This window comes from Streptomyces sp. SLBN-118, from assembly GCF_006715635.1.
Taxonomy (GTDB): domain Bacteria; phylum Actinomycetota; class Actinomycetes; order Streptomycetales; family Streptomycetaceae; genus Streptomyces.
On record NZ_VFNP01000001.1, the window covers coordinates 1791297 to 1809843 of the forward strand.

Sequence of the window (18547 nt, forward strand, 5' to 3'; positions counted from 1 at the left end):
GGACCCGAAGGGGAAGGAGTGGCACTGTGGCCGCCCGTACGCGACCGTCGCAGGCCGCCGTCGAGGAGCGACGGCAGGCAGTGCTGCGCTACGTCGCCGAACAGGGCGAGATCCGCATCGACGACCTCGCCCGGCACTTCGACGTCAGCCTGATGACGATGCACCGGGACCTGGACGACCTCGCCGGGCGCCACCTGCTCCGCAAGGAACGCGGACGTGCCGTCCCCTTTCCCACCCTCACCATGGAGACCGCCACCCGCTTCCGGGAAAACAGCGCACTCGCGGCCAAGCACGCGCTGTGCGCGGCCGTCGCCGACCGGATCAAGCCCGGCAGCACGGTACTCATGGACGACTCAACCACCCTGTTCCCCCTGGTCCCCGCGCTGGCCCGGCTGAACCAGCTGACCGTCGTGACCAACTCCGTCGGCCTGGCACAGCGCCTCGGATCCGCGCCCGGGCTGAGCATCACCCTGCTGGGCGGCCGCTACCACGGCGACTTCAACTCCTGCACCGGTCCCGCCGTCACCCGCGCCCTGTCCCAGCTCCACGCCGACCTCGCCCTGATGTCCGCCACCGCCGTCCTGGAAGGCCGGCTCTTCCATCCGTTGAACGACTACGTCGAGGTGAAGCTGGCCATGCTCGCCGCCACCGAGCAGGCACTGCTCCTCGTGGACCACTCGAAGTTCGGCAAGACCTCCACGTACACGTACGGCACCGTGGCCGACTACCACGCGGTCATCACCGACACCGCCACCCCCGACCCGGAACTCGCGGCCATCCGCGGCCTCGGAGTCCCCGTCGAGACGGTCGAACCCGAAGCGCCCTCCCCGTGACCCACACCCTGTTCGAAACGCCCAGCACCTACCGCCTCACCGACGCCGAAATGGCCGTGCCCCCGCCACAGGTCGAGGCTGTGCTCTTCGACTTCAGCAACACGATCTTCCACATGATCGACCTGGAGACATGGCTGCGCCGGGTCGGCACCGCCTCCGGCCGCCTCACCCTGCTGGACGCCCCCGGCGCGGTGGCCGACATCTCCGACCAACTGCGCACCGCATTCCGGCGGCCCTACGTCGTCGCCCTCCAGGAGGGCCGGGACCTCTCCTTCGAACGGCACCGCCTGGCCATGCACGGTTGGTGGGAGCAGGTGGACTTCCTGCGCGGCGCGGAGGAAGCGGCCTACCGGGAACTCACCGCCCCCGACGCCTGGACCCCCTACCCCGACACCGAACCGGTCCTGCGCGCCTTGCACGACCACGGACTGCGCATCGGTATCGTCAGCGACTTCGCCTGGGACCTGCGCACCCACCTCGCCCACCACGGCCTGGACGACTTGATAGACAGCTGCGTCATCTCCTACGAGCAGGGCCGCGAAAAGCCCGACCCGCAGCTGTTCCTCAAAGCCTGCGCCGACCTCGGCACCGACCCACGCGCCGCGCTCATGGTCGGCGACAACGCGGTCCGCGATGGCGGCGCGACCGCCTGCGGCCTGCGGACGTACATCCTTCCGGCCGAGCACCGCACCGGCGACCGCGGCCTGGCAGACGTCCTCCGGCTCATGGCCTGACGGCCCCATCTGCTCGCTGGTCAGAGACGGGCACGCCACAGTACGGCGTGTCGTGCTGCCACGCTGCCGCTGCTGGGATGAGCTCGGTCACCTCCGGGGCACAGGCGAGGAGAGGGCCGCGTTCGGCCAGGAACTCTCTGATGTACGGCTGCTGCTCGTGGACATCGAATGCGTCGCGGCAGTGGTACAGCTCGTAGAACACCCGCTCCGCGGGGACATCGGTGTGGTGGACGACGTAGGCGAGTGTCTTTGGCTCGTGTTCCTGGATGAGGCTGACGGTGTGGGAGACGAGCGCATCGAAGTCAGTCTCCGCGCCTTGCCGGAGGGTGAACCGGACCAGCAGGGCGTAGGGCGTCGCGGCTGTGTTCACCGCTGTACCTCCATTTCGAGTTGGGCAAGACGGTTGAGCTCGGCACGCCGGGGCGATCCTTCCCAGTCGCCGCGGACGGCGCATGCGGCTGCTCCGCAGATCGCTGCGGTCTGGAGGCGCTGTGGCACGGGCGCTCCGGCCAGTCGTTCGGCGAGGTATCCGGCGACGAAGGCGTCGCCCGCGCCGACTGGATCTACGACGGTGGTCGGCACCGCCGCCACTTCGTGGACCGTGCCATCGGCGATCGCGTACGCGCCGTGGGCGCCGCGTTTGATGACGACTTCAGTAGGCCCGAAGGCTCCCAAGTGTGCGGCCATGGCAGCATGGTCGCCTGTTGCACCCAGCAGAGCGGCTTCGTCCTCACCGGCGAAGAGCACGTCAGCGTCACGGGCGAGCGCGAGGAGGCAGGAGTGCGCCTCCTGCGGTGACCACAGAGCCGAGCGGTAGTTGACGTCGAAGGACACCGGAACGTCGTGCCGGCGCGCGATCCGGATCGCGCGCAGAACGGCCTCGTGAGCGGTGGGGGACAGCGCCGGTGTGATTCCCGTGACGTGCAGCAGTGCGGCGCCGGCGACGACATGCTCGGACACGTCCTCGGGCGCCAGGTACGATCCGGCGCTGCCGCGACGGTAGTAGCTGACGCGTCGATCGATGAGGGTCCTGCGCTCCTTGAGCATCAGGCCGGTGGGCGCCGTCGGGTCAGTGCAGACAGCCCCGGTATCGATGTTCTCTGCCCGCAGGGTCGCCAGCACGAGCCTGCCGAATTCGTCGTCGCCCACGCGGCCTATCCAGGCCGCCGGCACTCCCAGCCGTGATACCCCGATGGCGACGTTGGACTCGGCCCCGCCGGTCCCCAACTCAAGCGTGCGCTGGTGGCGCAGGGGCCCTTCACCGGTCGCCGTCAGGAGCGCCATCGTCTCACCCATCGTGACGAGTGGGCGGATACTCATGTCTGTCTACTTTCGTCCGGATTCGTTGAGTGGCTCTGAGGGCCTCCGCCGCCCGCTTGGCTTCACCACCGCAGACCCTTTTGAACCACAGGTGGCGGCGTGACACCGCATCCATCCAGGTGTCCCTGGTCCGTGCCGGCCTCCCTCTGGGCAAGCCCATGCGACCCGGCCGGCATTCGCTCGTGGCATGAACTCCTCGTTGGGCTATGCCTTTGCGCATGACCGGACGATTTCGCGAGCCCTCGCGGTGATCTCCTCAGGAGGCAGGTCTCCGATTCCCACCAGCGGGACACCGAGCCCGACGGCGAGCGCGCCGGCACGCAGGAACTCCACGGCCGTGCCGACGGTGATTCCGCCTGTCGCCATGATGCGCAGGTGCGGCAGTGGTCCCAGGACCTGTCGCAGGTACCCGGCGCCGACGGCGCCTGCTGGGAATACCTTGACTGCTGACGCGCCGGCTTCCATGGCCGCGAGCATTTCGAAGGGAGTGAGGCTTCCCATGATGACGGGGACATCTTTGGAGGCGCATCGATCGACGACCCCCTCGATGAGCGTCGGCGTGACGACAAAGGAGGCGCCTGCCGCGCAGGCGTCCGCCGCCTGGCCGGGTGTGGTGACGCTGCCGACGCCCACGGTGAGGCCTTCGGCCTGCAGTGCAGCCACCGAGTCCAGTGCGCCGTGCGAGGTCATCGTCACCTCGACGCAGGCAATGCCGCCGGCGGCAAGAGCGCGGGCCGTGGCCGCGAATCCGCTCGCGTCCGCGGCGCGCAGTACCGCGACAATGCGGTTGCCGGCAAGGCCGTCCAGCGTATCGGTCACGGGAGCACCTCTCCTTCACGCGCCACACGAATGGCCTGCGCGGCGACGGTCAGTGCCGGGTTCATCGCCGCGGAGGACGGGAAGAACGACGCGTCGACCACGAACAGGTTGCGCACGTCGTGGGTTCTGCAATACGGATCAAGTACCGATCGGGCCGGGTCTTCTCCGGCGCGCAAGGTGCCGCACTGGTGGGAGTCGGTCTCGACGCCGAGTGTCTCGGTGGCCACCAGTTGGTATCCGGCACGCCTCATCATCTGGCGGGCGCGGGTGATGAGTTCGCGGTGCGCACGGGTGTTGGTCGGCTGCCAGTGCACCTGCGGGCGGCCCGTTGGGCCCAGGACGATGCGGTTGCGATCGTCGGGAAGGTCTTCGGACATGACCCACCACTCCACGCTGCGGGAAGAGACGGCGTCCAGAAGGGGGCGGGGGACTCGGGGCCGGGCAGCTTTGAGCATGCTCGCCTGGAGCTTGCCAAGGAGCTGCAAATTGCCCAGGGGGTAGCTCGTGGTCGGGCCAGGCCGGTAGTAGTCGTTGACTCCCAGCGTCTTTTGGAACCAGGTGGGGTTGGAGCGGTGGAGATCGACGGCGAGCAGGGCGGTGTTGTTGTGCTGCATATAGCCGCGGCCGACCAGGCCGGAGGAGTTGGCGAGCCCCTGCGGGTGCGCAGACGACTCGGAGCTGAGCAGAAGTGCCGCGGAGGCAACGGCGCCGCAGCTGACAACGAACGTTCCGGCACGCAGTTCGAGGGTGGCACCGTTGCGCTCGGCCTGGGCCCTGACGACCCGTCCGCCGGCGTGGTCGGTATCCAGGCGTACGACGCGGGTGCCGGTGAGCAGCCGCACATTGTCCTGCGCCAGCGCGGGGCGCACTGCGCACATCTCGGCGTCGCTCTTGGCGCCGACCATGCAGGGGAACCCGTCGCATGTCCGGCAACGGATGCAGGTGCCTCCGGGGCGCCGGTCGACGCCCATGGCCAGGGCGTAGGGGTGCAGGTTCTGCTGGAGCAGTCGTTCGCGAAGGTGAGCGACATACGGCTCGTGTGGGAGGGCTGGGAAGGGGTAGGGCTGTGAGCGCTGCGGCTCGGTGGGATCCTCTCCGGGTGAGCCGTGCACCTGGTACCACTGTTCGGCGACCGTGTAGTGCGGTTCGAGGTCGGCGTAGGAGAAGGGCCAGGCGGGAGAGCTTCCCTCCCAGTGTTCGACGGCGGTGAAGTCCTCTTCACGGAAGCGGGGCAGGCACGCACCGAACATTTTGGTGCTGCCGCCAACGTAGTGGTAGACGCCTGGTTGGAAGGGACGGCCTGCCGAGTCGGTCCAGGGAGCCGCGTTCTTGTACCGCCCGCGCTCGAAGACGTCGGCCGGCGACCAGTTCTCCCGCTCCCGGGGAAGGAAGTCGCCTTGTTCGACGAGGAGTACGCGGGCCTGGGAACCTGCCAGAGCGCGGGCGATGGTGGCACCACCCATACCGGTGCCGATGACGAGGATGTCGCAGTGCACGACTTGGCCGATGTCCGCGGCCGACGACTGCACCTGAGCGGATGACGACCACAGATCGGTGGGGTTCATTTCACCGACCCTGCGGTGAGTCCGCGGATGAAGTACTTGCCGAGCGCGAGGTAGATCAGTGCCGTGGGAATGGCCGCGATGACCGCGCCGGCCATGACAACGTTCCAGTTGACCGACTGGGTGCCGGAGAGGTTGTTGAGCGCGACGGTGACGGGCTGGTTACTGGAATCCGGGACGACGACGATGCCGAAGAGGAAGTCGTTCCAGATGTTGGTGAATTGGAAGATACCTGCGACGACGAAGCCCGGCGCCGACAGCGGCAGCATGACCCTCCAGAAGGTCTGTAGCACTCCTGCCCCGTCGATCGCCGCGGCTTCGACGATGGCTTGGGGCACCGCTGCGTAGTAGTTGCGGAAGATGAGTGTGGCGATGGGGATGCCGTAGATGACGTGAACGAGCACCAGCCCTCCGATGGTGCCGTACAGGCCGATCCACTGCAGGAAGGTGACCATGGGGATGAGGATCGCCTGGTAAGGGATGAACATGCCGAGCAGCATGAGAGTGAAGACCAGATTTGCCCGGCGGAACCGCACCTTCGACAGGACGAAGCCGTTGAGCGCACCGACCAGCGAAGAGAGGACTGTCGCGGGTACCACCATGAGCAGACTGTTGAGGAAGTTGCCGGACAGCCGTGACCACGCCTCCCGATAGCCGTCCAGGCTCAGTGGAGACGGCAGCTGCCACATCCTCGACACATCTGCCTGCGCGGGTGACTTCAGGCCGGCCGCCACCATGAGGTAGACCGGCACGAGGAACATCAGGCTGAGGACGATGAGGGCGGCGAGGACGGCCCATTGCCCTGGGGTCTGCGGCACGCGCCAGAATCGGCGCCCGGTGCGCTGAGCACGTGTCTCGGCTGCCGCCGAGACCGGAAGTTCGGTGACGGCGGCCATGTCAGTGGTCCTCTCGGGTGTAGGTACGGGCGAGGTAGGGCACGACGACTGCGCAGACCAGTAGCAGCATGACGATGCTGGCTGCGCCACCGAGGTTGTAGCGCAGCGCGCGGAACATCTGTTCGTACACGAAGATGCCGGGGACATCCGTACTGAAACCGACTCCGCTGCCTGCCATCGCGTACACCAAGTCGAAGATCTTCAGACTGACGTGTCCCAGGATGACCACCGTGGTCACAGTGACCGGCCGCAGCATCGGAAGGATGACCTTGCGGTAGGTCTGCAACGGCCCGGCCCCGTCCATCATGGCCGCCTCCCGCACCTCGTCGGGAATCGCGGCCAGACCGGCCAGGTACATCGCCATCGCGAACCCGCCGAGCTGCCATGCCGCGGCGATCACGACGGGAATGAGCGCCAGCGGGATACCCATCTTGGCGTGCAGATAGGTGCCGCCGGGGATCAACGCCTCCATTACGCCATTGAGTTGGCCCACCACGTCCGGGTCGGTGATCCAGTCGGGCTGGAGAGGCTTGCCGGTGAGGGACTGATACGCGCTCGATACGCCGGTCGCCCGGAGCAACAGGTTGACGCCGGTCTGCGGCGTGAAGATCCATCGCCATACGACGCCGGTCACGATGAATGACAGTGCGTAGGGGAAGAGGAAGACACTGCGGAAGAAGGCCCGGCCGACGACCACGTGGTGCACGAGGAGCGCCAGCGCCATACCCACAGCGACGGACACGAAGAGAAAGAGCAAGGTGAAGACGACGGTGTTGCGAAGGTCGGCCTGGAATCGGGGGGTGGCGAAAAGGTCCGAGTAATTGCCCAGAACACCGTCGCGGACGGTGGTGTCGTGGTTGAAGGGATTCCATCGCTCGGTGGTGGAGATGAACACAGTGAAGGCGATGAAGCCGTAGACGAAGATGCCGACACCGATGAAACTCGGTGCTACGAGCGCCGGGCCGAGCCAGTTGCGGCGCAGCCTGGCCCATCGCCCGGGGGCGTTTCGGCGGTGGCCTGTTCTTGTGACACGCCGTCGTGCCGACGGCGGACTCTTCTGGGGCATCGTGGGCTCTTTGGTCGGGTGCTGGTTGGCGGTCGGATGGCCCTCGGTTGGTCGGGCCGAGGGCATGTCCGGTGAAAGACTTGCGACGCTGAGCGTCATTCCTTCGCGGCGGCGTCCAGCGTCTTGGCGAAGGCGCCGATGTCGTTGTCCGTGTTGAGCTGGTTGATCGCGTCGAAGAACGCCTGCTGGAACTGCGGCGAGGTGGCCTGGCCGTGGACGAGCGTGTTCACCAGGGTTCCCGTACGGAAGGTCTTCGCCGCGGCCTGCTGATATGCGCCGAGCGACGAGACATCGACATCGGTGCGCACCGGGGTCGAGCCCTTGGCCTTGTTGAACGCCAGCTGGCTTTCCTTGCTGCCGACGGAGGCCAGCCACTTGTTCACCAAAGTCGGGTTCTTCGTGGCGGCCGAGGCGACGAAGGCGTCGCCGACCGCGACGAAGGTGTTGTCCGCGCCGGGGAAGGCTACGTAACCGAAGTCCTTGCCGTCGGCCTTGCCGTACTTGAGGAGTTCCCCGTACGCCCAGTCGCCCATCGTGTTGAAGCCGCAGCCGCCGTCGGCCATCAGCTTGACCGCCTGGTCCCAGGTCATTGCGGAGTGGTCATCGTTGGCCTTGCCGAGCAACTGCATGTAGTCCTTGACGCCGGCGCGGACCTTCGGGTCGGACCATGGGGTCTTGCCGTCGACCAGCTTGTTCCAGCCGTCCGCACCCAGGCGGCCTACGAGCAGGTTCTCCAGAACCTCGGCGGAGGCGAAGATGTCCTTGTCGCCGAGGCACAACGGCCTTATGTCTTTGTCCTGCAGCTTCTGGATCGCCTGGTTGAAGCCCTGCCAGTTCATGCTCTTGCCGACCTTGACGCCTGCTTTTGCCAGCACGGCCTTGTTGAACCACAGAACGTTCCCGCGGTGGACGCCGGTGAGAACTCCGTAGACTCGGCCGTTCTTGCTCATGGCGTCGACCATCGCCTTCGGCATGACGGACTTCCACTTGTTCGCCTCGTAAACGTCCGTCACATCGAGGGCCAGGCGGTTGTCGATGAGTTCGCTTATCGCCTTGCCGGGATGAGCCTGCCACGTGTCGGGCGGGTTACCGCCCGCCAGCCGGGTTTGCAGCACCTGCTGGGCGTTGGAACCGCCGCCGCCGGAGACGGCTCCGTTCTTCACCTGTGTGCCGGGATTGTCCTTCTTGAACTGGGTGACGAGGGCATCGAGGGCGGTGGCTTCCGAACCCGAGGTCCACCAGGAGAAGACCTCAAGCTTGTTTCCCTCTGTGCCACCACTGCCGAGGGGGCCTCCACAGGCGGTTGCGGTCAGCGCGGACGCTATGACGAGCGCCGTCGCCCACGGGATGGTTCTTCTCATGCAGCTGCTCCTTCTCTTCCTTCACGCTGGTAGCGGGCAGCGCCCGTACCTTGAGCGGGGGTCAGGCCGATGGGGTTCTGATGGCTGCGGCGGTGCGGGTGCCGCCGAGTACCTTGTGCAGGGCTTCGACGAGGAAGTAATCGCCCCACATGACGCTTTCGTCGACGCCGAGGCCCTTGGCTTCGTGATAGGAGGCGTGCTTCAGCAGCCCCTCCCAGGGATCGTCCGGCCCCGCCAGGAAAGACTCGTGGCACAGGCGCTCAAGCGTGGAGAAGGCATGGTGCCGGTAGCGCACGGCCCGTTGCTCATCCACCAGGTCCGCCAGTTGCAGCAGTCCGCTGGCAGCGATGGCCGCTGCTGAGCTCTCATACGGCAGCCGGGGGCGCGGCTCGCTCCAGTCGTTGGGCGGGACCAGCTGGTCGGTGGTGCAGTCGATGTAGTAGTCGGCGCAGGCAATGGACGTGTCCAGGTACTGTGCCTCGCCGGTGAGTGCATAGCAGGTACCGAAGCCGTACAACGCCCAGGTCTGGCCGCGTGCCCACGAGGAGTCCGCCCGCCAGCCCTGCTGTGTGCTCTGGCGCAGGAACTCTCCGGTGTGAACATCGAAGATGCCTTCGTGCGCAGTACTCCCGTCACCGCGGACCAGATGTCGACGGGTGGTCCGGCAGTGCTCGTGCGCCAGTGCCAACAGGGCCTCATCGCCGCTGTGCTGTGCGGCGTAGAGGACGATGCCGACGTTCATCATGATGTCGATGAACAGGCTGTCAGGGGCGAGAAAGGATCGAAGGTAACGACCCGTCGGGTTGTAGCGCAGGCCCATCGTCTTTCCCGCGGTGACGACCACGTCGTTGCGTGAACTGTCACCGGTCAGGTCGTACCACCGCTTCCAGGTCGGCCAGAAGACGAAACCCAGGTCATGGACGGACCGGTCGTGCTTGCGCTCCTCCACCAGCAGGGAGTAGTGCTCGGCTCGGCCGCGCCACAACGGGTCGCCGGTGGTTTCGGCGAAGATCCACATCTGGCCGCCGAGAAACCCCTCGCACCAGTTGGTCCATGCCTCCTTGGGGTGGTGCCACTTCCCTTGCTCTGTATAGAGCGGGAAGTAGTCGGGATGGGCGGTCACGAGTCGGTCGACCTTCGCCTGAGCGGCGTCCATGGCCCGTTCGGCCGCGGCGCACAGCGATGCGGGTGGCTCGAAGGAGCCCGCGCCCAGGGCGGTGGGAGTTCTTGTGGTCATCGTCAGTTTGCTCCGTCCGCAGGGATCCAGGGGTTCCGTCGTGGCCCCGTGTGCACCACCACGCTCTTGAGCTCGGTGAATGCCTCGATCGCGTGGCGGCCGAGCTCACGGCCCAGGCCGCTCTCGCCGTAGCCGCCGAAGCTGAGTTCGGGGAAGCCGTCCATGAAGCAGTTCACCCACACCGTCCCCGCACGGGTGCGGCGGGCGTATTCCACCGCGGTGTCTACGTCCCGCGTCCACACTCCCGCCGACAGACCGTAGGGAGTGCTGTTGGTGATCGAGACTGCTTCGTCGAGCGAGTCGAACCGTAGGACGGACAGCACCGGTCCGAAGATCTCGGTATCCGCGACGGACATATCGGGCGTGACACCGTCGAGGACTGTGGGGGCGTAGAAGCGACCGGCGGAGGTGGGCAGGCGGTGGCCTCCCAGGAGCAGCTCGGCGCCGGCCGTGACGCCTTCGCCGACGAGCCGCTCGATGGTGTCCAGCTGCTCTTGGCTGGCGATCGCACCGACCTTGGTGCGATCGTCGAGGGGATCGCCGACCACGACCCGGCGCGCCTTCTCGACGACTCGGGCCACGAAGTCATCGGCGATGTCCCGGTGGACGAGCAGCCGGCTGCCGGAGTTGCAGCATTCGCCCTGATTGAACAGGACTCCGAAGACCACGGCGTCAACGGCGGCGTCGAGGTCGGCGCCAGGGAAGACGACCTGGGGGTTCTTGCCGCCCAGCTCAAGCTCGACTCGCTTGAGGGTCTGTGCCGCGGCGGCCATCACCTTCTTGCCCACCTCCGTGGACCCGGTAAAGGACATCACGTCGACGAGCGGGTGCTCGCTGAGCTGCGATCCGACGCCGCCCTTGCCGGTGATGATGTTGACCACTCCGTCCGGGAGGCCCGCCGCGGTCACTAGCTCGCCGAGCAGCAGCGTGGTGCCGGGAGTGAGCTGACTGGGTTTGACCACCGCGGTGCAGCCGACGGCGAGAGCGAAGGGGAGTTTCTGGCTGACGATGAGCAGTGGGAAGTTCCAAGGGGTGATGATGCCGACGACGCCTGCCGGCTCCCGCAGGGCCAGACCGAGGTACTCGCTCCCCAGGGCGTTGTGGGAATCTCCGTAGGCATGTTGAGCGAGGGTCGCAGCGTAGTACCACAGCTCCGCGGTGGCCGCGACCTCGCCGCGGGCCTGGCTGATCGGCTTGCCGCTCTCCAATGCCTCCACGCGGGCGAGTTCTTCGGCTCGTTCCTCCACCAGCGCGGCGACCCGGCGCAGGTGGCGGGCTCGGGTCGTGCCCGGTAGGCCGCTCCAGCGTCCGTCGTCGAATGCTGTCCGCGCGGCCTGGACCGCCCGGTCAACTTCATCGGTGGTGGCTTCGATGAATGCGCCGACAACGACATCGTGGGCCGGACTGGTCCGGGTGAACCGCCGGGCGTCCTCCGCGTCGATGCGTTCGCCGTCGATGAGCATCGAGTAGCGCCGTGGTTGGATCGATTCAACAGTGGTCATGGCAAGGGGCTCCAAGGGGGATTCACTGGCCGTGGAATCTGGGCGTGCGACGTTCATGGAAGGCCGCCAAGCCCTCCGCACGGTCGTCGGTGACGGCGGACAGCGCTCCTGCGAGAGCCTCCAGCGCCTCGGCGTTGGACGGTGTGGCGTGGGTGAGGACCTGCTTGGCCAACTGCACGGCCACCGGACCGCGGCTGGCAATGAGGGCGGCGAGCCGCTCCGCCGCCGCAGCCGTCTCGCCGGGCGGCGCGACCTCGTCGACCAGTCCCCATTGCTGGGCCGTCTCCGCGTCGAGGAGTTCACCGGTGAGCACCAGCCGTTTGGCCCTTGCGGGTCCGATCAAGGAAGCCAGTCGTGCCGTGCCGCCCCATCCCGGGAGAGTGCCGATGCCGACTTCCGGAAGCCCGAGACGGGCAGTGCCCGCGGCGACCCGCAGGTCGCATGCCATCGCCAGTTCCAGGCCGCCGCCGTACGCTCCGGCGTGGAGGACGGCGATACTCGGCTGCCGGAGCGAGGCGAGCTGCCGCAGGGCGTCGTGGCCGACGTGCACCCAGTGCCGCCAAACGGCCAGTGGATCGTGGTCGGCGAAGGCGTTGAGGTCGGCTCCGGCACAGAAGGCCCGATCGCCTTCCGCGGTGACCAGGACCACCAGAATGCTGTCGTCACTGTCGATGGCCTGCGTGTGGCTCGCCAGTTGCCGCAGCATGGCAGGGGTCAGCGCGTTGAGCTTGTCCGGTCGTGCCAGCGTGATGACCGCGACGTCGCCGCGACGTTCGAGTCGTACGATGCCCTCGTTGGGCTCTGGGATGTCATTCATCGAAGTTCTCCCGCGTCGGGCAGCTGGAGACGAAGGGGTTCGGGCCGGAACAGGCGGGGGTCCATGACCGTCAGCTGGGAACTGACCTGGAGCGGATAGGCGGCGCGGTCGAGCACGTCGCGCTCGAGGTCGATGCCGGGAGCGACCTCAGTGACAGTCAGGCCCTCGGGGCAGAGCTGCATGACACACCGTTCCGTGACAACCGTGACGCGCTGTCCGTTGGCCACGGCGCGCCGTCCACTGAAGGTGACTTGTCGGACTTTCTCGACGAGTTTGGGCACATTCCCGTCGCTGATCAGCCGCAACTCGCCTGCATCGACGTCAATTTCGCGGCGGCCGGCGGTGAAATAGCCGCTGAAGACCAGGTGCCGGGCGTTGGCCGTGATGTCGGCGAAGCCGCCGACTCCGGCGGTGACATGGGAGCGGCCGGGCAGGGCGGACACGTTGATATTGCCCTCGGTGTCGATTTCGAGGAACGACAGCATCGCGGTGTCGAAGCCTCCACTTTGCAGCAGGGTGAACTGGTCGGAGGAAGGCAGGATCGCCTGAGGGTTGAGCGCACAGCCGAAGGCGAACCCGGTGAGCGGAAAGCCGCCGATCGGGCCCTGTTCGATGACCCAGGTGACCTCCTCATGACAGCCCTCTTCGAGCAGAACCCGCGGAACCAGTGCGGAAATACCGAACCCCAGGTTGACCACCGCCCCCCGGGAAAGTTCCATCGCCGCCCGCCGCGCGATGATCTTTTCGAGCCCGAACTGCGCGGGTTCCACCTCCGCCAGCGGGCGGCGCAGCGTCCCCGCGAGCGCCGGGTCGTAGGCAATCTGCGTAGTCTGCAACTGGTCGGGGTCCACGACGACGCGGTCGACGAGGATCCCCGGCACCCTGACCTGTTGGGCGGGCAACGAGCGGCCCTCGGCGACCCGTTTGACCTGTGCGATCACGATGCCGCCGTTGCTGCGCGCGGCCAGCGCCTGGTCCAGGGCGCCCAGCGGCGCCCCCTCGTCCTCCATGGTGATGTTGCCGTGCTCATCCGCGGTGGTACCGCGGATGACCGCAACATCGACCGGCACCGTCGGAAAGTACAGCCACTCGCGCCCGTCGAAGTGTTCGACACGGACGAACTCCGGCGTCACGCCGTTCATCCGTCCGCCCTCGCGTCGCGGGTCGATGAAGGTGTCGAGCCCGACGGTGGTCAGGACGCCCGGCTGTCCGGTGGCGGCGGACCGGTGCATCTGGAACAGCACACCGGAGGGCAGGTTGTACGCCTGGATCTCACTTGCCTCGATGAGCTTGCGGACCAAGGGCGGGTCAGCCGACGAGGGACCACTGGGATAGGACCCTGCGAAGATCCGATGCAGCAGACCAGGCTGCGCGAGATGGTCGATGCCCTTGATGCCGTACATGTCACCGGCCGCAATGGGGTGCACGGTCGTCAGACCGCTCGGCGCCCCGGTCGAGGCGAATCGCACGCCGATGGCCCGAAGTACGGCGTCGGGGCAGCCAAGTCCACTCGAAGAGCTAATGCTCACCGTAGCGCCTTCCGGCACAAGGTCAGCAGCCTCGGCCGCACTGATCACTTTGGTCCGCGTCATGCTGCGTTCTCCACGGCTATGGTCGGGGTCACAGGGATCCGGGTGCCGGTGTGCAGGGCGTCGCGGACGGCGAGGGCGATGGCGAGTGACGCGAAGCCGTCGACGCCGGTCGCCAACGGCCGGCCCCGGCCCTCAGTCGCGTCTGCGAAGGCACGCAGCCCGGTGACATACAGGTCCTCACGCGGCCCCGCCTGCACCGGCGAGACGGTTCCGCGACGGCGCAGGACGACGTCGCCGTCGGGTTCCTGCGTCATCGCTTCCGTGGCGACGAGTGAGGCTTCGGTGCCGTGGACCTCCAGGGCTGTGCCCGCGTGGGGGACCGTGAACGCGTCATGGGCATAGGCGAGCACGTCGTCGTCCATGCGCAGCACGGCCATTGCCGCGTCGTACAGGCCCGGGGCAGCAAGTCCCTGGTTCACGGCCGTAGCCGTGGCATCGCGTACCTCCCGTCCGAGCACGAACCGCAGCACGTCCGCGTCATGCACGGTGATGTCCAGCACCACCCCGCCGCCGGCGTCGGGACGATCCAATCGCCAGCCTCGCAGCCGCTGCGGCAGCTCCACGGCATGGTGGATGCGCACGGCCAGTGGCCGGCCCACGGCTCCCGCGGCGACCAGGCGTTGGATCGTTCTAATAACCGGCGAACCGCGCAGGTGGTGGTTGGTGCCGAGGACGACATCCGCCGTGCGGGCAGCGCGTACCACGTCCGCTGCATCCTCCAGCGTCATCGCCAGCGGCTTCTCGCACAGCACGTGCCGCCCCGCGGCTGCGGCTGCGACCGCCTGGTCCCGGTGCAGCTCGTTGGTGGTGCTGACGTAGACGGCGTCCGCCGGCACGGACAGCGCGTCATCGAGGGTCGCCACCACCGCCGGCACATCGTGTTTCTCGGCGAAGGTTTTGCCGCGGTCCACGCTGCTGCTCAGTACGGCGACGGGCTCCTGCCCGAGCGCCCGCATAGCGGGGATCATGCGCGTGGCGGCGATATCGCTCGCCCCGACCAGCACCCATCGCAACGGCCTGCTCATACGGCCTTCTCCTTCGTTCTGTCAGGGCGGCAGCCGCAGGAGCGCCGCACTATCAGTTCCGGGACACTCACGTCGTTCACCAAGGGCGCGTCCGGCTCTTCTATCTGCTGGATGAGCAGCCGCGCGGCCCGCTCGCCGAGCTCACGCGGCCGCATCGCGATCGTCGTCAGGGCCGGGTGCTGCAGGGCGGACTCCGCGATGTCGTCGAATCCTGTGACCAGGACGTCCTCGCCGACCCGGATGCCGAGTTCGTCGCAGGCGAGCAGGACACCGAAGGCGACGATGTCGCTGTAACAGACAATGGCGTCGGGCCGGTCCTTTCGCCCCAGCAACGCCAGAGCGGCGTCATAACCGCCCTGGCGGGTGGCCGGGGTGGGGACCGATCTGGAGGCGACAAGCCTGCGGCGGTGCGCGGCCAACGCCTCCTCCACACCCTGGCGACGGTCACGCCGTGCCGAGGAACTCTCCGGACCACCGAGGAAGGCGACCTTGCGGGCGCCGTGCCACAGCAGGTGCTCGGTCGCCGCTCGGGCGCCCAGCACATTGTCGATTCCCACGTAGGACGCCGGATGCCCCGGGACGTACCGGACGAGGAGCAAATGCGGCACGCGGGCGGCGACCAGCGGCGCCAGCTGTTCGGCCGTCGTGTTCTGGGCCGGGGTGATGAGCAGGCCGTCCGCGCCGTATTCGGGGATCACCCTGAGCAGGTCGGCCTGTTTGGCCGTCGACTCATAGTTGTGACCCAGCAGGACCACGATCCCCGCGTCGGCGAGTGCGGCCTCCACACCGACGGTGAGTTCGGCGAAGAACGGGTTGGACACTTCTGTGACGACGAGCCCAACGGTGTGCGACCGGCGGCTGCGCAGGCTGGCCGCGCCACGGTGGTAGACATATCCGAGCTTCTCCATCGACGCACGCACACGAGCCCGGGTCGACGCAGCCACCAGCGGGCTCTCGCGCAGGACCAGCGACACCGTGGCGCGCGAGACCTCCGCGTCGACGGCGACGTCGGCCAGCGTGACCCTTTCTTTACCCATACCCTTGCCCACTCCCTCGTTCCGCCCCGCCGCGTTGGTCATGCCTCACCCAGAATCTGGGCGGCACCCTTCTCGCCGATCATGATCGACGGCGCCTGGGTGTTGCCGCTGATCAGCTTCGGCATGATGGATGCGTCCACCACGCGGAGCCCGGCCAGACCGCGCACACGCAGATCCGTGTCGACCACCGCAAGATCGTCGTGCCCCATCTTGCACGTACCGACCGGGTGGTAGTCGGTCTTCGCCCACTGCCTGATGTAGTCGCGGATCTCCTTGGCCGTCCGCGCCTCCGCACCGGGCATGTGCTCCCGCTTGATCAGCGGCGCGAATGCGGACGTGGCGAGCAGCTCGCGGCCCTTTTCAAAGGCCGTCATCGAAATCTTCCAGTCATACGGGTCGTCAAGGAAGTTCGGGTCCACCGCCGGTGCGTCGAGCGGATCGGCTGAACGCAGCGTCACCTCTCCGATGCTTCTCGGGCGCAGATTGCAGGTGTTGATAGTGACGCCGTGTCCCTTCACGCGTTGGCGGCCATGGTCGATGACATACGCCGGCAGGCAGTGAATCTGGATGTCGGGCGAGCGCACCTCGTCACCGCTGCGGATGAATGCCCCCGCCTCCGCCACACAGGCCGTCACCGGGCCGGTGCGGAACAACGCGTACTGCAGGCCGTGGCGAAGCGCCCGGTCCCAGCGGTCCTCCTGGTTGTAGCTCACCGGAGCCGTTTCCGCGGTGACGTACACATCCATGTGGTCCTGAAGGTTCTTCCCGACACCCGGCAGGTCATGGACCACAGGAACACCGAGTTCGCGCAGCTCGTTACCCGGACCGATCCCCGAAAGCAGCAGCAGTTTGGGGGAGTTGATCGCACCTCCGCTGAGGATCACCTCGCCTTCGGCATAGGCGATCTTCTCCTGCCTACCATGCAGGTACCGTACGCCGACCGCTCTGCCGCCCCCGACGACTACCCCGGTGGCGGTCGCCTCGGTCACGACGGTCAGGTTGGGGCGCTGCCGCACCGGGCGCAGATAGGCGGTGGCAGCGCTCTCCCGACGGGCGTTGCGCTGGGTGACGTCGTAGTAGCCGACGCCGTCCTGCTCCGCACCGTTGAAGTCGTGACTGTAGGGCAGACCGATCTCTTGGCCGGCTCGCACAAAAGCTTTGGTCAGCGGGTTATGCATGAGTTGCTCGACCACGCTCATCGGGCCTGTCGTGCCGTGGTAGGCGTCCGCCAGCCGCTCGTTCTGCTCGGACTTCATGAAGTACGGCAGAACATCCTCGTAGCCCCATCCCTTGTTGCCGACGTCCCGCCACTCGTCGTAGTCCAGCCGGTGGCCGCGGATATAGATCATGGCGTTGATCGATGTGCTGCCGCCCAGAGTGCGTCCCTGAGGGAAGTACATCCGACGACCGCCGAGTTGACGTTGCGGAACAGTCTCGAATCTCCAGTTGACCTTGGGGCTCGTGAGCTTGGTGAACCCGACCGGCATGTGGATCAGCGGCGACCTGTCCGGCGGACCGGCCTCAAGCAAGAGCACCCGGTGGTCCGGATTCGCACTGAGCCGGTTCGCCACCACACACCCTGCAGCACCAGCGCCCACGACGACGTAGGTGAAGTGGTCAGCGACCATGACAGGGCCTCCATTAGAACGTTCTAAATTTGCATTGGACCGATCTAAATGGCTCGCGTGTCGAACGTCAAGGGATCCGACGCGACAATCTGAGAGCCCGACCCGACCGGGCGGCCTACTCTCGGAGTCGCGACACGGTACAGCGCCAGCAGGACGGCGACAGTGCGCCGCCGCAACGACCGGGGCCGGCGAGCCTGAGGGGTGCCGATCCAGCCGGGAACGGGGGTCGCCGACCAAGCCGTCTCATCGTGCCGCAGCCCGGCGCCGCGGTCACCCTCATGAAGAGGGGTGGAGCCTTCGGCGGGGCGCGCCGGCGCTGAAAAGTGGGCCCATACGGCTTTCCCGCTACCGACGACCCGGCACCCCCATGCGCTCGCGCAGGCCGACACAATCTGCAGTCCGCGGCCCGAGTCGGACACCAGGCTGTCGCCACCGGCGTCGTATGTCCTGGGCATCTGGACCGAACCATCAGCCACCTCCAGCACCAGGCTCCCGTCGGCTGCCTGCCGGGCGATCGTGACGGTGTAGGCGCCCCCTGCGTGGCGCACTGCATTGCCGGCGAGCTCGGAGACCACCAGTTCGATCTCCATGACCGCATCTGGATCGGCGGCCCACTCCTGGGCGACGGCCCTGACCTGATGCCGCAACGTAGAAAGATCCCGGCTATCGCCGTCCAAACGCCAGACCCGCAGCGTGTGGTCCTGACCGGTCAGTATCCCGTACGGCTCCGCAGGCCGCTGCGGCTCCGGGATGTGCTCGGCACTACTCATGGGAGTTCCGTTTCCTTCTCCGCGCCTTCGCCGCCACCCTCGGGCAACGAGGGCGGCGCGGCGGACAATGCGGGCCGACTGCGGCCCGCACCGTGGGGACTGCGGCGGTGTTGGCGCGCGACCTGCAGGCAGCGCCCTGGGCCGCCCTCAACGGCCGGGGCGCCGGAGCCTGCCAGACTCGGTCGCCCCGTTGACATGTGAGGTGCCGCCCGGAGCCGGTCACCTCGGCTCACTCATTTAGACCGATCTAAATGAATTTAGACCAATCTAAATCCGCGCATCGGTTCTATGTCAAGCCCTTCGGGGGAGAATCCTGGCAGTGATCTCGACCCGCCAGGGGCGAGCCTT

At 67.2% G+C, this 18547-nt stretch carries 17 protein-coding genes; 2 read left to right on the forward strand and 15 right to left on the reverse strand.

All coding sequences use genetic code 11. The annotated features are described in order from the left end of the window. Positions 1 to 26 precede the first annotated feature (26 nt). Together FBY35_RS08125 and FBY35_RS08130 are read left to right on the forward strand one after the other, a co-directional pair. Complete coding sequence (locus FBY35_RS08125) at positions 27 to 833, forward strand: DeoR/GlpR family DNA-binding transcription regulator (RefSeq protein ID WP_142213125.1); 807 nt, start codon at positions 27 to 29, stop codon at positions 831 to 833. Then, positions 830 to 1567, forward strand: coding sequence for an HAD family hydrolase (locus tag FBY35_RS08130; protein ID WP_142213126.1), 738 nt, complete (start codon positions 830 to 832; stop codon positions 1565 to 1567). The genes FBY35_RS08125 and FBY35_RS08130 overlap by 4 nt, the downstream gene beginning before the upstream one ends. On the opposite strand, the gene FBY35_RS08135 is transcribed toward FBY35_RS08130, so the two are convergent. From FBY35_RS08135 to FBY35_RS08205, 15 genes are all read right to left on the reverse strand, one after another. Further along, the gene (locus tag FBY35_RS08135) at positions 1557 to 1937 is read right to left on the reverse strand and encodes a putative quinol monooxygenase (protein WP_222123117.1); all 381 of its coding nucleotides are present in this window, start codon (positions 1935 to 1937) and stop codon (positions 1557 to 1559) included. The two genes, FBY35_RS08130 and FBY35_RS08135, sit on opposite strands and share 11 nt — an antisense overlap. Continuing rightward, the gene (locus tag FBY35_RS08140) at positions 1934 to 2887 is read right to left on the reverse strand and encodes a sugar kinase (protein WP_142213128.1); all 954 of its coding nucleotides are present in this window, start codon (positions 2885 to 2887) and stop codon (positions 1934 to 1936) included. Before FBY35_RS08140 ends, FBY35_RS08135 begins: the two co-directional genes overlap by 4 nt. 204 nt (positions 2888 to 3091) lie before the next feature. Then, positions 3092 to 3706: a bifunctional 4-hydroxy-2-oxoglutarate aldolase/2-dehydro-3-deoxy-phosphogluconate aldolase gene (locus tag FBY35_RS08145; RefSeq protein WP_142213129.1), complete on the reverse strand. Its 615-nt coding sequence runs from the start codon at positions 3704 to 3706 to the stop codon at positions 3092 to 3094. Continuing rightward, positions 3703 to 5271, reverse strand: coding sequence for a GMC oxidoreductase (locus FBY35_RS08150; protein WP_142213130.1), 1569 nt, complete (start codon positions 5269 to 5271; stop codon positions 3703 to 3705). The genes FBY35_RS08145 and FBY35_RS08150 overlap by 4 nt, the downstream gene beginning before the upstream one ends. Further along, positions 5268 to 6164 carry a carbohydrate ABC transporter permease gene (locus FBY35_RS08155; RefSeq protein WP_142213131.1) on the reverse strand — a complete coding sequence of 299 codons (897 nt, stop codon included), beginning with the start codon at positions 6162 to 6164 and terminating at the stop codon, positions 5268 to 5270. The genes FBY35_RS08150 and FBY35_RS08155 overlap by 4 nt, the downstream gene beginning before the upstream one ends. A 1-nt stretch (position 6165) precedes the next feature. Next, positions 6166 to 7230, reverse strand: coding sequence for a carbohydrate ABC transporter permease (locus FBY35_RS08160; RefSeq protein WP_142213132.1), 1065 nt, complete (start codon positions 7228 to 7230; stop codon positions 6166 to 6168). Between the two features lie 95 nt (positions 7231 to 7325). Beyond that, entirely contained in the window at positions 7326 to 8591 is a 1266-nt protein-coding gene (locus tag FBY35_RS08165; protein WP_142213133.1) for an ABC transporter substrate-binding protein, read from the reverse strand. 61 nt (positions 8592 to 8652) lie between these two features. Further along, positions 8653 to 9828: a glycoside hydrolase family 88 protein gene (locus tag FBY35_RS08170; protein ID WP_186356881.1), complete on the reverse strand. Its 1176-nt coding sequence runs from the start codon at positions 9826 to 9828 to the stop codon at positions 8653 to 8655. 2 nt (positions 9829 to 9830) lie between these two features. Then, on the reverse strand, positions 9831 to 11330 hold the full coding sequence (locus FBY35_RS08175; protein ID WP_142213134.1) for an aldehyde dehydrogenase family protein: 1500 nt from the start codon (positions 11328 to 11330) through the stop codon (positions 9831 to 9833). Between the two features lie 22 nt (positions 11331 to 11352). Continuing rightward, positions 11353 to 12147, reverse strand: a complete 795-nt coding sequence (locus tag FBY35_RS08180; RefSeq protein ID WP_142213135.1) for an enoyl-CoA hydratase/isomerase family protein — start codon at positions 12145 to 12147, stop codon at positions 11353 to 11355. After that, positions 12144 to 13739 carry an acyl CoA:acetate/3-ketoacid CoA transferase gene (locus FBY35_RS08185; protein WP_142213136.1) on the reverse strand — a complete coding sequence of 532 codons (1596 nt, stop codon included), beginning with the start codon at positions 13737 to 13739 and terminating at the stop codon, positions 12144 to 12146. The genes FBY35_RS08180 and FBY35_RS08185 overlap by 4 nt, the downstream gene beginning before the upstream one ends. Beyond that, positions 13736 to 14764, reverse strand: a complete 1029-nt coding sequence (locus FBY35_RS08190; RefSeq protein ID WP_142213137.1) for a Gfo/Idh/MocA family protein — start codon at positions 14762 to 14764, stop codon at positions 13736 to 13738. Before FBY35_RS08190 ends, FBY35_RS08185 begins: the two co-directional genes overlap by 4 nt. Further along, complete coding sequence (locus tag FBY35_RS08195) at positions 14761 to 15801, reverse strand: LacI family DNA-binding transcriptional regulator (protein WP_160159247.1); 1041 nt, start codon at positions 15799 to 15801, stop codon at positions 14761 to 14763. The genes FBY35_RS08190 and FBY35_RS08195 overlap by 4 nt, the downstream gene beginning before the upstream one ends. A 38-nt stretch (positions 15802 to 15839) precedes the next feature. Then, entirely contained in the window at positions 15840 to 17429 is a 1590-nt protein-coding gene (locus FBY35_RS08200; RefSeq protein WP_142213139.1) for a GMC family oxidoreductase, read from the reverse strand. A gap of 44 nt (positions 17430 to 17473) precedes the next feature. After that, positions 17474 to 18199 (reverse strand): anti-sigma regulatory factor, encoded by a 726-nt coding sequence (locus FBY35_RS08205; RefSeq protein WP_142213140.1) that lies wholly within the window; start codon positions 18197 to 18199, stop codon positions 17474 to 17476. Between the last annotated feature and the right edge of the window lie 348 nt (positions 18200 to 18547).